General features: G+C 69.9%; 15 protein-coding genes. 13 read left to right on the plus strand and 2 right to left on the minus strand.

Annotation, left to right across the window (positions count from 1 at the left end):
* Positions 1–73 precede the first annotated feature (73 nt).
* Positions 74–1,201: a ferrochelatase gene (locus ACFWBQ_RS35645; protein WP_385507219.1), complete on the plus strand. Its 1,128-nt coding sequence runs from the start codon at positions 74–76 to the stop codon at positions 1,199–1,201.
* Between the two features lie 41 nt (positions 1,202–1,242).
* The gene (locus ACFWBQ_RS35650) at positions 1,243–2,043 is read left to right on the plus strand and encodes an inositol monophosphatase family protein (protein WP_385507222.1); all 801 of its coding nucleotides are present in this window, start codon (positions 1,243–1,245) and stop codon (positions 2,041–2,043) included.
* 97 nt (positions 2,044–2,140) lie between these two features.
* Here ACFWBQ_RS35650 and ACFWBQ_RS35655 read toward each other — a convergent pair whose 3' ends face one another.
* Positions 2,141–2,314, minus strand: a complete 174-nt coding sequence (locus ACFWBQ_RS35655) for a hypothetical protein (protein WP_164992724.1) — start codon at positions 2,312–2,314, stop codon at positions 2,141–2,143.
* A 362-nt stretch (positions 2,315–2,676) separates the two neighbouring features.
* On the opposite strand from ACFWBQ_RS35655, the gene ACFWBQ_RS35660 reads away from it, so the two are divergent.
* The 4 genes from ACFWBQ_RS35660 (at position 2,677) to ACFWBQ_RS35675 (ending at position 6,240) form a co-directional block, all read left to right on the plus strand.
* Positions 2,677–3,330 (plus strand): response regulator transcription factor, encoded by a 654-nt coding sequence (locus tag ACFWBQ_RS35660; RefSeq protein ID WP_073721987.1) that lies wholly within the window; start codon positions 2,677–2,679, stop codon positions 3,328–3,330.
* Between the two features lie 7 nt (positions 3,331–3,337).
* Positions 3,338–4,570 carry a sensor histidine kinase gene (locus ACFWBQ_RS35665; RefSeq protein WP_385507227.1) on the plus strand — a complete coding sequence of 411 codons (1,233 nt, stop codon included), beginning with the start codon at positions 3,338–3,340 and terminating at the stop codon, positions 4,568–4,570.
* A 404-nt stretch (positions 4,571–4,974) separates the two neighbouring features.
* Positions 4,975–5,271 (plus strand): DUF4193 domain-containing protein, encoded by a 297-nt coding sequence (locus tag ACFWBQ_RS35670; protein ID WP_003965732.1) that lies wholly within the window; start codon positions 4,975–4,977, stop codon positions 5,269–5,271.
* A 12-nt stretch (positions 5,272–5,283) separates the two neighbouring features.
* The gene (locus ACFWBQ_RS35675) at positions 5,284–6,240 is read left to right on the plus strand and encodes a hypothetical protein (protein ID WP_385507230.1); all 957 of its coding nucleotides are present in this window, start codon (positions 5,284–5,286) and stop codon (positions 6,238–6,240) included.
* A gap of 3 nt (positions 6,241–6,243) precedes the next feature.
* Here ACFWBQ_RS35675 and ACFWBQ_RS35680 read toward each other — a convergent pair whose 3' ends face one another.
* Entirely contained in the window at positions 6,244–6,699 is a 456-nt protein-coding gene (locus ACFWBQ_RS35680; protein WP_385507233.1) for a DUF3093 domain-containing protein, read from the minus strand.
* 58 nt (positions 6,700–6,757) lie between these two features.
* Here ACFWBQ_RS35680 and ACFWBQ_RS35685 point away from each other — a divergent pair, with 58 nt between their 5' ends.
* The 7 genes from ACFWBQ_RS35685 (at position 6,758) to ACFWBQ_RS35715 (ending at position 13,576) form a co-directional block, all read left to right on the plus strand.
* Positions 6,758–7,342, plus strand: coding sequence for a PaaI family thioesterase (locus ACFWBQ_RS35685; protein ID WP_385507235.1), 585 nt, complete (start codon positions 6,758–6,760; stop codon positions 7,340–7,342).
* Entirely contained in the window at positions 7,342–7,869 is a 528-nt protein-coding gene (dut, locus tag ACFWBQ_RS35690; RefSeq protein WP_385507237.1) for a dUTP diphosphatase, read from the plus strand. The genes ACFWBQ_RS35685 and dut overlap by 1 nt, the downstream gene beginning before the upstream one ends.
* Before the next feature lies 1 nt (position 7,870).
* Entirely contained in the window at positions 7,871–8,632 is a 762-nt protein-coding gene (locus tag ACFWBQ_RS35695) for a DUF3710 domain-containing protein (RefSeq protein WP_385507239.1), read from the plus strand.
* Between the two features lie 376 nt (positions 8,633–9,008).
* Complete coding sequence (locus ACFWBQ_RS35700) at positions 9,009–11,552, plus strand: DUF4118 domain-containing protein (protein WP_385507241.1); 2,544 nt, start codon at positions 9,009–9,011, stop codon at positions 11,550–11,552.
* A gap of 55 nt (positions 11,553–11,607) precedes the next feature.
* Positions 11,608–12,300 carry a response regulator gene (locus tag ACFWBQ_RS35705; RefSeq protein ID WP_385507243.1) on the plus strand — a complete coding sequence of 231 codons (693 nt, stop codon included), beginning with the start codon at positions 11,608–11,610 and terminating at the stop codon, positions 12,298–12,300.
* 85 nt (positions 12,301–12,385) lie between these two features.
* Entirely contained in the window at positions 12,386–12,802 is a 417-nt protein-coding gene (locus ACFWBQ_RS35710; protein ID WP_385507244.1) for an OB-fold nucleic acid binding domain-containing protein, read from the plus strand.
* A gap of 3 nt (positions 12,803–12,805) precedes the next feature.
* Positions 12,806–13,576: a DUF3159 domain-containing protein gene (locus ACFWBQ_RS35715; protein ID WP_385507246.1), complete on the plus strand. Its 771-nt coding sequence runs from the start codon at positions 12,806–12,808 to the stop codon at positions 13,574–13,576.
* The last annotated feature ends 63 nt before the right edge of the window (positions 13,577–13,639 follow it).

The raw sequence follows: 13,639 nt of genomic DNA on the forward strand, positions 1-13,639 counted from the left end.
CGGTTGCAGGCCCCGGGGACCGGTACCGATGTCGGCTTTCGCCGTGCCGGAGGCGGGTGGCAGGATCGGGTGCATGTCCGATCTGCGCGATCCCGCTCTCTACGACGCCCTGCTGCTGCTCTCCTTCGGCGGCCCCGAAGGCCCGGACGACGTGGTCCCGTTCCTGGCGAATGTGACCCGGGGCCGGGGCATCCCCGAAGAACGTCTGAAGGAAGTGGGCAAGCACTACTTCCTGTTCGGCGGCGTCAGCCCGATCAACGCGCAGAACAGGTCGTTGCTCGACGCGCTGCGCAAGGACTTCGCCGAGCACGGCCTCGATCTGCCGGTGTACTGGGGCAACCGCAACTGGGCGCCGTACCTCACCGACACGCTCCGCGACATGATCACGGACGGCCACCGTCGTATCGCCGTCCTCGCCACCAGCGCCTACGCCTCGTACTCGGGGTGCCGCCAGTACCGCGAGAACCTTGCCGAGTCGCTGGCCGTCCTGGAGGCCGAAGGGCTTCCGGTGCCGCGCGTGGACAAGCTCCGGCACTATTTCAACCACCCCGGCTTCGTGCGGCCCATGGTGGACGGTGTGCTGGCCTCGCTGGCGGACCTCCCCGACGATGTCAGGGCGGGTGCCCACCTCGCGTTCACCACGCACTCCATCCCGGAATCCGCGGCCGACGCCTCGGGCCCGGTGGAGGCGCACGGTGACGGCGGCTCCTACGTGGCGGAGCACCTCGACGTCGCCCGGGTGATCGTCGACGCGGTGCGCGAGGAGACCGGAATCGACCACCCGTGGCAGCTCGTCTACCAGTCGCGCAGCGGCGCCCCGCACATCCCGTGGCTGGAACCCGATGTCTGCGACCACCTGGAGACGCTCCACGGCGCCGGTGTCCCCGCGGTCGTCATGGCCCCCATCGGCTTCGTCTCGGACCACATGGAGGTCCTGTACGACCTCGATACGGAGGCCACCGCGAAGGCCGCAGAGCTGGGGCTGCCGGTCCGCCGGTCCGCGACGGTCGGCGCGGACCCCAGGTTCGCAGCGGCCGTGCGCGAGCTCCTCGTGGAGCGCACCGCCGCCGAACAGGGGAGCCCGGTGGAACGGTGCGTCCTGGGCGCCCTCGGCGCCTCCCACGACCTCTGCCCGGCCGGGTGCTGTCCGGCCAGGACCCCCAGGCCCGCAGCTGCGGGCGCCGACAGCCCGTATGCCTGAGACCCCGGTATGCCAGCCGGCCGGAACACCCCTGGAGCGTTGTGACCGACCCCTTCCTGTCCGAACTGCTCGACCTCGCCCTGGAGGCGGCCCGCCGGGCCGGAGCCCTGCTGCGTGACGGCCGCCCGGCCGACCTGGGGGTGGCCGCGACGAAGTCCAGTCCCATCGATGTCGTCACCGAGATGGACATCCGGGCGGAGAAGCTCATCACAGGCTTCCTCTCCGAGAGGCGCCCCCGCGACGGTTTCCTCGGCGAGGAGGGCGCCAGCGCCGAGGGCAGCAGCGGCATCCGGTGGGTCATCGATCCGCTCGACGGCACGGTGAACTACCTCTACGGGCTGCCCACCTGGGCCGTCTCCATCGCTGCCGAGCGCGACGGCGAGCGGGTCGTCGGCGTGGTCGAGGCCCCGATGCGCCGCGAGACGTTCCACGCGGTGCTCGGCGGCGGCGCGTACCTGAACGGTGAGGCCCTGACCTGCCGCCCCGCCCCGCCGTTCGGCGAGGCCCTCGTATCGACCGGCTTCAACTACGTCACCGAGGTACGCACCCACCAGGCCGCCGTGGCCCAGCAGCTGATCCCGAAACTGCGCGACATCCGGCGCGGCGGATCGGCCGCGGTCGACCTCTGCGATGTCGCAGCGGGCAGGCTCGACGGCTACTACGAGCGCGGACTGCACCCGTGGGACCTGGCGGCCGGTGATCTCATCGCCCGCGAGGCCGGAGCGCTCACCGGAGGCCGGCCGGGGCTCCCGGCGGACCGCGACCTGACCGTCGCCGCGACCCCGGGCGTCTTCGCGCCGCTGCAGGCACTCCTGGAGGAGCTGGGAGCCTGGCACGACTGAGGCCGGCGCGAAGGCCACTGGTGGCGCCCGGGCGGGCGCAGACGTACGGGAGGGCCCCGAGGTGCCGTAATCGGCTCCGGGGCCCTCTCGTGGCGGCTCAGACGCTTGTGGCGCCGATTTCGACGCCGTGCTCGGCGGCGAGGCGGTGCAGGTCGTCCAGCTCTCCCTGCTCAACATCCGCGAGGAAGTCGTCGCCCGTCTCGCGAGCCCTCGTGAGGTCGGACTCGGTGGTCTTGATTCGTTGCAGCAGACCTGCGGTGAAAGCGTCCATGGAGCGCCCCCTCATCGTGGGTCGGTGGCACGGGGGTGTGCCCGGGATTCCTCCGGCCAGCGGCCGGAGGGCGGGTGATCACGCAATCCCTCTGGGAGCAGGGCGGGCTGTGGTACGCCACGTGCATGGCGTGATCGCGGGTGTGAAATCGTCCTCCCCGGACCGCATGCCGGAGAAACCTCAACTGGCCTGGGAATCCGATGAATTCCCGGGAGCCGCAGGCCGGGCCGCGTCGCCTTACCGCCGGTTTATGCGCGTTACGGGCAGGATGGACGCGCACAGTCGGTGCCGCTGACGTGCAGCGAGCGGCCGGAACGAGGGCCGCTCGCCGTATTTCTGGAGATCTAGGGAAGGACTGCGCCGTGCGCGTACTCGTCGTCGAGGACGAGCAACTGCTCGCCGATGCGGTGGCCACCGGGCTGCGCCGGGAGGCCATGGCCGTCGACGTCGTCTACGACGGAGCGGCGGCCCTGGAACGCGTCGGGGTCAATGACTACGACGTCGTCGTGCTGGACCGGGACCTCCCGCTGGTGCACGGCGACGACGTCTGCCGCAGGATCGTCGAGCTCGGTATGCCCACCAGGGTCCTCATGCTCACCGCGTCCGGGGACGTCAGTGACCGGGTCGAGGGTCTGGAGCTCGGCGCGGACGACTACCTGCCCAAGCCCTTCGCCTTCAGTGAGCTGACCGCGCGGGTACGGGCCCTGGGGCGCCGCACCACGGTCGCGCTGCCGCCCGTTCTGGAGCGGGCCGGCATCAAGCTCGACCCCAACCGGCGCGAGGTCTTCCGGGACGAGCAGGAGATCCAGCTCGCCCCGAAGGAATTCGCCGTGCTCGAGGTTCTGATGCGCAGCGAGGGCGCGGTCGTCTCGGCCGAGCAGTTGCTGGAGAAGGCCTGGGACGAGAACACCGACCCGTTCACCAACGTGGTGCGCGTGACGGTGATGACCTTGCGCCGCAAGCTCGGGGAACCGCCTGTCATCGTTACCGTGCCCGGCTCCGGATACCGGATCTGAGCGCCCGGTGCCAGCCTCCCCGGCGCCCGTGAAGGCGCCTCCGAAACCGACCTGGGAGCCCAAGCCGCAGGAGCCGCCGTACCCCTGGCTGCGCCCGACCATCCGGATACGGCTCACGCTGCTCTACGGGGGCATGTTCCTGATCGCGGGCATTCTGTTGCTCTCGATCATCTACATGCTGGCCGCACAGGCCCTGAACGTGGGCAGCGACCTGCCGTTCCAGATCGTGAACGGCCAGGTCACCAGTGAGGTGTGCGCACTGCCGAAGAAGGCGAGCCCGGAGGCGTTCAACGCCGCCATGAACGCCTGCGTCAACCAGCAGCGACAGCAGGCGCTCGATTCCCTGCTGAACCGCTCGCTGCTGGCCCTCGTGGGCCTCAGCATCATCGCCTTCGCCTTCGGCTACGCCATGGCCGGCCGCGTCCTGTCCCCGTTGGGCCGGATCACCCGCACCGCACGCCGGGTGGCCGGAACGGACCTGTCCCGCCGGATCGAGCTGGACGGCCCGGACGACGAGCTGAAGGAGCTCGCCGACACCTTCGACGAAATGCTGGACCGCCTGGAGCGGGCCTTCACGGCGCAGCAGCGATTCGTCGGGAACGCCTCGCACGAGCTGAGGACGCCGCTCGCGATCAACCGCACCCTGCTGGAGGTGCACCTCTCCGACCCGGAGGCCCCTATGGAGCTCCAGCAGCTCGGCAAGACACTCCTTGCCACCAATGAGCGCAGCGAGCAGCTGGTCGAAGGCCTGCTGCTGCTCGCCCGCAGCGAGAACCAGATCGTCGAGCGCAAACCGGTGGACCTCGCCGAGGTCGCCGACCGCGCCATCGACCAGGCCCGCGCCGAGGCCGCGGCGAAGGCGGTGGAGATCCGCGGCGAGCGGGCTCCGGTCGTCGTCCAGGGCAACGGTGTCCTCCTGGAGCGGATCGCGCTGAACCTCGTACAGAACGCCGTGCGCTACAACGTGGCGGAGGGCGGCTGGGTGGAGGTCACCACGGAGCTCCAGCCCGGCCAGGCGCTCCTGGTGGTCTCGAACACAGGTCCTGTAGTGCCTGCCTACGAGATCGACAACCTCTTCGAGCCGTTCAGGCGGCTGCGCACGGAACGTACAGGCAGTGACAAGGGGGTGGGGCTCGGCCTGTCGATCGCGCGGTCCGTCGCGCGGGCACACGGAGGCCGTATCATCGCGGAGCCCCGCGAGGGCGGTGGTCTCGTGATGCGCGTCACCCTGCCGGTCTGAGAGGCTTCGCGGTGTGAAGCCGCATTGGATCGCTCTGTTCGCTTTGGGCGGAATTTTCGGGCGCACGTCCCGTTTACTCCCTGTGTGATCGATCACAGGAGCCATTTTCGGTCCTTCTACTCTCGGTGATCACGTCTCTGCCGGAAAGCCGGGAAACGTCCGGGTTTCCGGGGGTCGATATCACGGGAAGTACACGGGGTGGCACCCGTGAACAGCAGCATTCGGACCGTGTACGGTCCCCATCGCCACCCAAGCTGATCGCCCCAGGGAGATCCGGTTGGGTGTCGATCGAGTAACAGACCTTGATGTGAGGCAAAATCTCCGCCTCAGGTCGGGCACAAGTCCGGCCTCTCACGCGTTACGTGCGCTGAGACACCGCAGACACCCAAGAGGGGGAGAGCGACATGGCAACGGATTACGACACCCCACGCAAGACCGACGACGACGTGGACCAGGACAGCCTCGAAGAGCTCAAGGCTCGTCGGAGCGACAAGACGGCATCCGCCGTCGACGTGGACGAGTTCGACGCGGCAGAGGGACTTGAGCTGCCCGGCGCAGACCTGTCCAACGAAGAGCTGGCCGTGCGGGTCCTGCCCAAGCAGGCCGATGAGTTCACCTGCATGAGCTGCTTCCTGGTGCACCACCGGAGTCAGCTGGCCCGCGAGAAGAACGGCCAGCCCATCTGCCGCGACTGCGACTGAGGCAGGTCGGCCGTGGCAGGCGACACACCGTTCCGGAAGCGGCGCTTGCGGCGCACGAAGTCGTCGGAGGCGTATCAGGGCGGCACAGGCCCGGCAGAAGGCGCAAGCACTCCTGCCGAGCATCCGGCCGCCCTGCCGGCCTCTCCCGGCTCGTCTGACGACGAGCGGGGCCGGTCGGCCTCGCTCGAAGCAGTCCGGGCAGCAGGATCGCCGGAGTTGCCCGGCCAGGAAGGCACGACGGGGCCCACGACCGGGGCAGGCCGTCCGGGAAAACTGAAACGGGGCGTACGAAAGGGCGGGGAGAGCACCAGAGCAGTAGTCGGCCGGCTGGCCGACCGGATCATCGACACGGCTCCCCGCGTCCCTGTGCGCGACCTGGCCACGCTGCGCAAGCAGTTTCCGGGGCTGGGTCCCGAAGAGCTCGCCGACAAGCTCGTCGCGGGCGCGTGCAACGCCACCGCCACCGTCGGCGCAGGTATCGGGGCGGCGGCCATGATGCCCGTACCACCCGCCATGCTGGCCGAGCTGGCCGCCGAGATCACCGGCGTGGCAGCCATCGAGATGAAGCTCGTCGCCGAGCTCCACGAGGTCTACGGCCGACGCCCGCCGGGCAACCTCGGGCAGCGCAGTACCGCGTATCTGACGTCCTGGACGGAGGAGCGCGGAATCGACGTCTCACGCCCCACCACGCTGAACGCGGCGCTGGGCGGGCAGATGAAGCGCGAACTGCGTCAGCAGATCATGAAGCGCATGGTGCGTGACCTGCCCAATCTCATTCCGTTCATGATCGGCGCGGCAGTGGGCGCGATGATGAACCGCCGGGACACAAGAAAGCTGGCCGACCGGGTCAGGAGCGATCTGCGCAAGCAGCAGGTCACCTGGGACCGGCTTCCCGAGCTTCCCCCGCTGGAGCAGCCCCCGGTGCCCGCGAAGGAGCTGCCGAAGGGGCTCGACGATCCGGGCCAGTAGACCTCAGGCGGGTACGCCCGCGAGGGCGGTCACCAGAGCCTGCGGCTCCCGGGTCGAGAGATAGACGTAGGGCGTGGGATCGTCCGGATCCGTGACCTTCACCCGCACCGCGGTCGGGATGTAGCTGCGCAGCAGCATGAAGGCGCGGGGATCCGCCTTGTACGAGCGCCATGCGCGTGCTTCCTCCGCGTCCAGCACCTCGGCGTCGCCGAGCGCCGACAGCGGGATCCGTGCCTCGCCCGCGACGAGGGCGCCCGCAATCACCCGGACGCGTGCCGAGCCGTACGAACTCACCACCACGGCCGCCGCGGCCGTGCCGCCGGCCAGGCCGCCGAGCATGGGCAGCGTGCCGAGCGGCAGGAGCATCAGGGCACAGGCGACGCCGACTCCGAAGGCGATGAGCCACCACGAGCGGGGTGCGGTGAGACGTTCGTCGAAGGGCGGTGCGGAAGGCTGCATGAAGCCAAGCTTGGCACGGCGCGACCTGCGATCGGCCGCGCGGGTAAGGTCTGCGCCTGTGAGTGGAACATCTACAGGTCTGACACCCCCTGCCGACGCCTTGAAGCCGGACCGGCACCCCGATGCCCCGGCACCGGGCACGCTCCTCGGGTCGCACTACGAGCAATGTTTCGGCTGCGGCGGTGAGCAGCCGCACGGGCTGCACCTCCAGGCACGGGCCGGAGAGGGCGTGAGCGTCACCGCCGAATTCACCGTGAGACCCGCCCACCAGGGTGCTCCGGGGCTCGCGCACGGTGGTGTGCTCGCCACGGCGATGGATGAGACGCTCGGCGCGCTGAGCTGGCTGCTGCGGGTGATCGCGGTGACCGGACGGCTGGAGACCGACTACGTCAGGCCGGTACCGGTGGACACCGTGCTCTTCCTGGATGCCGAAGTCACCGCCGTGCACAGGCGGAAGATCTTCTGCCGGGCCACAGGCCGGATCGGCGGCCCCGAGGGGCCCGTCGCGGTCCGTGCCGAGGCCCTCTTCATCGAGGTCAAGATGGACCACTTCATCGACAACGGCCGGCCGGAGGAGATCCGGGCGGCGATGGCCGACCCGGACCAGGTCAAGCGGGCCCGTGCTTTCGAGGTGAACCCCTGATGCGCCACCCCGTCGACGTACTGATCCGCCGGGTCGACCCGGACGTGCCGATTCCCGCGTACGGACACCCGGGCGATGCCGGTGCCGATCTGGTGACCACCCTGGCTGCCGAACTCGCCCCCGGCGAGCGGGCGGTGCTCCCGACCGGGGTGTCGATCGCGCTGCCCGACGGGTACGCGGCGTTCGTGCACCCCCGCTCCGGCCTCGCAGCCCGCTGCGGAGTGGCCCTCGTGAATGCCCCAGGGACGGTAGATGCCGGGTACCGTGGGGAGATCAAGGTAATCGTGGTCAATCTCGACCCACGCGAGACCGTGCGGTTCGAGCGGTTCGACCGGATTGCCCAACTGGTCGTCCAGCAGGTCGAGAAGGTGCGCTTCCACGAGGTGGCGGAACTCCCCGGTTCGGCGCGGGCCGAGGGGGGCTTCGGGTCCACCGGCGGTCACGCCGCCGTGGACAGCGTCAGGGGCGGTAACACCCAGGGTGGGAACAGCTACGCTTCGGTCGTATCCGACCGGGAAGGACAGTGACGTGTTCGGACGTCGCAAGAACAGTGGTTCCGCCGAGGACACGGCGGACGAAGCGCGCGAGGCCGAGCAGGTCGCCGACGAGCTCGATGGGGCCGCGGCCGGCTCGCGCCGGAGGAACCTTCCGCCTGCCCCCAGGCCGGACGGGCCGTGGGACAGCTCCGAGGTCTCCCAGCCCGGCGAGGGCCGTGTGGACCTCGGCGGCATCTTCGTGCCCGGAGTCGAAGGCATGGAGCTGCGGGTCGAGGTCGCCGGTGACGCGATCGTCGCCGCCACCGTCGTGCTGCGCGACAGCGCGGTCCAGCTGCAGGCCTTCGCCGCTCCCAAGAGGGAGGGCATCTGGGGCGAGGTCCGTGAGGAGATCGCCTCGGGCATCACCCAGCAGGGCGGGATCATCGACGAGGTCGAGGGCCCGCTGGGCTGGGAGCTGCGCGCGCAGGTCCCCGTACAGCTCCCCGACGGGAAGAACGGCGTACAGCTGGTGCGCTTCATCGGTGTCGACGGACCTCGCTGGTTCCTGCGCGGAGTGATCTCCGGTCAGGGTGCCGTGCAGCCGGAGGCGGCCGGACTCCTGGAGACGATCTTCCGGGACACCGTGGTCGTCCGTGGTGACGGCCCGATGGCCCCGCGCGACCCGATCGTCCTCAAGCTTCCCAACGACGCCCAGATGGTGCCGGAGGTACAGCAGGAGGACCAGGAGAGCTCGAAGTTCTCCGGTGGCATGGGCCACCTCCAGCGCGGACCCGAGATCACCGAGGTGCGCTGAGCGACTCGCACAGCCTCTTTCGGCCGGTGGGCCGTACCCCTTCACCGGGGTGCGGCCCACCGGCCGTTGCCGGTGTGTGTACCCCGTGCACGTACCGGCGGCGACGGTGAAGGTCCTCGATCCGCACCATGAGCCCGTCGGCCGGGTCCTCAGCCCTGCCGCTCCGTCCGCCCGGCTTCGCCGGCCGGGTCCTGGAGCCCGGCGACAGCCGCATCGCCGAGCGGGCGTGAACAGCGGGCACGCCCGGGGTCGCATCAGAATCCCGTCAATACGGACCCCGCGCCCACCCCTGGCCCCATATGCCGGAAATTATCGGGGTAGCTTCTGAAGCGGCTGCCGGATCGGCGGTGGCCGGTTCAGAGAAGACAATGGGGCCATGGCACGCGGCAAGCTTCGTATCTACCTGGGTGCGGCACCAGGCGTCGGCAAGACGTACGCGATGCTGTCCGAGGCGCACCGCCGGGTGGAACGGGGCACGGACTGCGTCGTCGCGTTCGTGGAGCACCACGATCGGGAACGCACCGAGGTGCTGCTGCACGGCCTCGAACAGATCCGCCGGCGCGAGATCGAGTACCGTTCCGCGGTCTTCGCGGAGATGGACGTCGACGCAGTCCTGGAGAGGGCCCCCGCCGTCGCCCTGGTGGACGAACTGGCCCACACCAACGTGCCCGGCTCACGCAACGCCAAGCGCTGGCAGGACGTCGAGGAGCTCCTGAAGGCCGGCATCGATGTGATCTCCACCGTGAACATCCAGCACCTGGAGTCGCTCGGTGACGTCGTCGAGTCGATAACCGGTGTACGGCAGAAGGAGACCATTCCCGACGAGGTGGCACGCAGGGCCGACCAGATCGAACTTGTCGACATGTCGCCTCAGGCGCTCCGCCGCCGTATGGCGCACGGCAACATCTACCGGTCCGACAAGGTCGACGCGGCCCTGTCCAACTACTTCCGCCCCGGCAACCTCACCGCCCTGCGCGAGCTGGCCCTGCTCTGGGTCGCCGACCGGGTCGACGAGTACCTCCAGCAGTACCGCGGCGAGCACAACATCCGTACCACCTGGCAGGCCCGCGAACGCATCGTCGTGGGCCTGACCGGCGGCCCCGAGGGCCGTACGCTCATACGCCGCGCGTCCCGGATGGCGGCCAAGGGGTCCGGCAGCGAGATCCTCGCGGTGTACATCGCCCGCAGCGACGGACTGACGTCCGCGTCGCCCAAGGAGCTCGCGGTCCAGCGCACCCTCGTCGAGGACCTCGGCGGCACCTTCCACCACGTCATCGGCGACGACATACCCTCGGCGCTCCTCGAATTCGCCCGGGGCGTCAACGCCACCCAGATCGTCCTCGGCTCCAGCCGGCGCAAGGCCTGGCAGTACATCTACGGCCCCGGAGTCGGCGCCACCGTGGCCCGTGAGTCGGGCCCCGACCTGGACGTCCACATCGTCACGCACGAAGAGGTCGCCAAGGGACGCGGACTGCCCATCGCCCGCGGCGCCCGGCTCGGTCGCACCCGGATCATCTGGGGCTGGGCGGTCGGCGTCGCCGGACCTGCCCTGCTCACGCTGCTCCTGCGCGGCCTGGAGAACGGCCCCGGGCTCGCCAACGACGTCCTGCTCTTCCTCTTCCTGACCGTTGCCGCGGCCCTGCTCGGCGGGCTGGCGCCCGCGCTCGCCTCGGCCGCCGTCGGCTCCATGCTGCTGAACTACTGGTTCACACCACCCACGCACACCCTGACCGTGCAGGACCCGGAGAACTTCGTCGCCATCGTGATCTTCTTCGCGGTGGCCGTCGCGGTCGCCTCCGTGGTGGACCTGGCGGCCCGCCGCACCCACCAGGCGGCACGGCTGCGCGCCGAGTCGGAGATCCTCTCCGCCCTGGCCGGGAGCGTCCTGCGCGGTGAGACAGCTTTGGACGCCCTGCTGGAACGGGTCCGCGAGACCTTCGGCATGGAGTCCGTCGCCCTGCTGGAGCGGGCCAGCGACGTCGATCCGTGGACCTGCGCCGGATCCGTCGGCCCCGCCCCGGTGGCCCGGCCGGACGACGCCGACGTCGACATGCCGGTCGGCGACAACATGGCACTCGCCCTCTCCGGCCGGGTGCTGCCCGCCGAGGACCGCCGCGTGCTCGGAGCGTTCGCGGCGCAGGCCGCGGTGGTCCTTGACCGGCAGCGCCTGGTGGGGGAGGCCGAGGCCGCCAGGCGGCTGGCCGAGGGCAACCGGATCAGGACCGCGCTGCTCGCCGCCGTCAGCCACGACCTGCGTACCCCGCTGGCAGCCATCAAGGCTGCCGTGAGTTCGTTGCGCTCCGACGACGTCGCCTGGTCCGACGAGGACGAGGCCGAGTTCCTCGCAGCGATCGAGGACGGCGCCGACCGGCTGGACCATCTGATCGGCAATCTCCTCGACATGTCCCGCCTGCAGACCGGCACGGTCACCCCGCTCATCCGGGAGATCGACCTCGACGAGGTCGTGCCGATGGCCCTCGGAGGGGTCCCCGAGGGCAGCGTCGACCTCGACATCCCCGAGACGCTGCCGATGGTCGCTGTCGACCCCGGGCTGCTGGAGAGGGCGGTCGCCAACATCGTGGAGAACGCGGTCAAGTACAGCTCCGGCAAGGAACGCGTCACGGTCGCTGCGAGCGCCCTGGGCGAACGCGTCGAGCTACGGGTGGCCGACCGCGGCCGCGGCGTCCCCGACGAGGGCAAGGAACGCATCTTCGAGCCCTTCCAGCGCTACGGTGACGCCCCGCGCGGCGCGGGAGTCGGCCTGGGGCTCGCCGTCGCCCGGGGCTTCGTGGAGTCCATGGGCGGCACGCTCGGGGCAGAGGACACCCCCGGCGGCGGACTCACCATGGTTCTCACGCTCAAGGCGGTACGCGGACAGGTCCGGGCCGGCCCCGGCCTGCCCGTTCAGGTCACCTCGTGAACTTCCCGGGGCAGACCCCCACCCCGTACACATATTCCGGAAAGGCAGGAACGCGATGACCCGGGTGCTTGTGGTCGACGACGAGCCGCAGATCGTACGCGCCCTCGTGATCAATCTGAAGGCGCGCAGGTACGAGGTGGACGCGGCGCCCGACGGGGCGACCGCCCTGCAGCTCGCCGCTGCCCGCCACCCCGACGTCGTCGTCCTGGACCTCGGACTGCCCGACATGGACGGCGTCGAGGTGATCAAGGGACTGCGCGGCTGGACACGCGTGCCGATCCTCGTGCTTTCCGCCCGTCACACCTCCGACGAGAAGGTCGAGGCACTGGACGCCGGGGCCGACGACTACGTCACCAAGCCGTTCGGCATGGACGAGCTGCTGGCCCGGCTGCGCGCGGCGGTACGCAGGGCCGAACCGGTCGGCCAGGACGGCGCCGACGACCTCGTGATCGTCGAGACGCAGGGCTTCACCGTGGACCTGGCGGCGAAGAAGGTCCAACGGGAGGGCCGCGATGTGCGGCTCACGCCCACGGAATGGCACCTCCTGGAGGTCCTCGTCCGCAACGCCGGCCGGCTCGTCAGCCAGAAGCAGCTGCTCCAGGAGGTGTGGGGGCCCTCGTACGGCACCGAGACCAACTATCTGCGGGTCTACATGGCGCAGCTGCGCCGCAAGCTGGAGACCGACCCCTCGCACCCCAGGCACTTCGTGACCGAGCCGGGCATGGGCTACCGCTTCGAGAGAGGCTGACCGGCTTCGGGGGCGACCTTGGTCACCCGTTCGGGTGGAAACCCCAGGGCCAGCCCGTACCACAGGAGACCGGTACCCTTCGGGTATGAGCGCTGTTCCCCGATTCGAGAAGGCCGGCAGGGCCGAGAAGCCGTCCGGCCGCTTCCGCCGCATGCTCGACCGGCTGTCCAGCTCCCAGGAGGACCTGGAGTCCGAGGAGCTGCAGGAGGACACGCACGCCTCGGGCTGCACGCGCATTTCCGAGTGCTCGGACCGCCAGATCGTCAAAGTGGCTGGTACCTTGCGGACGGTCACCTTGCGCCCGCGGGCCGGAGTGCCCGCCCTGGAGGCGGAGCTCTTCGACGGCACCGCGCCGCTCGACGTGGTCTGGCTGGGCCGGCGTTCCATCATCGGCATCGAGCCGGGCCGCAAGCTCATAGCCTCGGGTCGCGTCGCCATGAGTCACGGGCGCCGGGTGCTGTTCAACCCCAAATACGAACTCCGACCACTCGGCAAGGAGTAGCCGGTGACGTCTCTCGACAAGCCGACGCCCGACACGGACCAGCCCCGACGCACCGACCAGCCGGACGCCGACGCGAAAGCGGTCACGGAAGCCGCGCTCTTCGAGGCCTTCGGTGGCGTGCGCGGCATGGTGGAGACAGTCCTTCCCGGGCTGCTCTTCGTCACGATCTTCACGGTCAACAAGGACCTGAAGGCCTCGGCCATCGCCGCGCTGGCGCTGTCCCTCGTGCTCGTCGTCGTACGGCTGATCCGCAAGGACACCGTCAAGCACGCCTTCAGCGGCGTCTTCGGCGTGGCCTTCGGTGTGGTCTTCGCGATGATGACGGGCAACGCCAAGGACTTCTATCTGCCGGGCATGATCTACACGCTCGGCCTGGCGCTCGCCTACCTCGTCACGACCCTCGCCGGGGTTCCGCTGATCGGCCTGATACTGGGCCCGGTCTTCAAGGAGAATCTCTCCTGGCGCACCAGGAACCCCGGTCGCAAGAAGGCCTACGCCAAGGCCAGCTACGCGTGGGGGCTGATCCTGCTCGCCAAGTGCGCGGTCCTCTTCCCGCTGTACTGGTGGGCCGACACCACGCAGCTCGGCTGGGTGCTGGTCGCACTCAAGATCCCGCCGTTCCTGCTCGCGGTGTATCTGACCTGGGTCTTCCTCGCCAAGGCGCCGCCGCCCATCGACGTGTTCGCCGAGATGGAGGCGGAGGAGGAGGCCGAGAAGGCCCGCAAGGACGCGCAGAAGGCCCGGGCCGCCGAGGCCCGGAACTACGAGGTCTGACCCGGCCCGTACACGCGCACGCACGTGAGAGGGGCCCGGAACCGTGACACACGGTTCCGGGCC

The sequence above is a fragment of the Streptomyces sp. NPDC060035 genome (assembly GCF_042736635.1).
Classification (GTDB): domain Bacteria; phylum Actinomycetota; class Actinomycetes; order Streptomycetales; family Streptomycetaceae; genus Streptomyces.

Coding starts and splice junctions, on each gene's coding strand:
- ACFWBQ_RS35645 (WP_385507219.1), top strand. CDS start 74: ATGTCCGATCTGCGCGATCCCGCTCTCTACGACGCCCTGCTGCTGCTC.
- ACFWBQ_RS35680 (WP_385507233.1), bottom strand. CDS start 6,699: ATGCAGCCTTCCGCACCGCCCTTCGACGAACGTCTCACCGCACCCCGC.
- ACFWBQ_RS35710 (WP_385507244.1), top strand. CDS start 12,386: ATGAGCGCTGTTCCCCGATTCGAGAAGGCCGGCAGGGCCGAGAAGCCG.
- ACFWBQ_RS35705 (WP_385507243.1), top strand. CDS start 11,608: ATGACCCGGGTGCTTGTGGTCGACGACGAGCCGCAGATCGTACGCGCC.
- dut (WP_385507237.1), top strand. CDS start 7,342: ATGCGCCACCCCGTCGACGTACTGATCCGCCGGGTCGACCCGGACGTG.
- ACFWBQ_RS35670 (WP_003965732.1), top strand. CDS start 4,975: ATGGCAACGGATTACGACACCCCACGCAAGACCGACGACGACGTGGAC.
- ACFWBQ_RS35700 (WP_385507241.1), top strand. CDS start 9,009: ATGGCACGCGGCAAGCTTCGTATCTACCTGGGTGCGGCACCAGGCGTC.
- ACFWBQ_RS35655 (WP_164992724.1), bottom strand. CDS start 2,314: ATGGACGCTTTCACCGCAGGTCTGCTGCAACGAATCAAGACCACCGAG.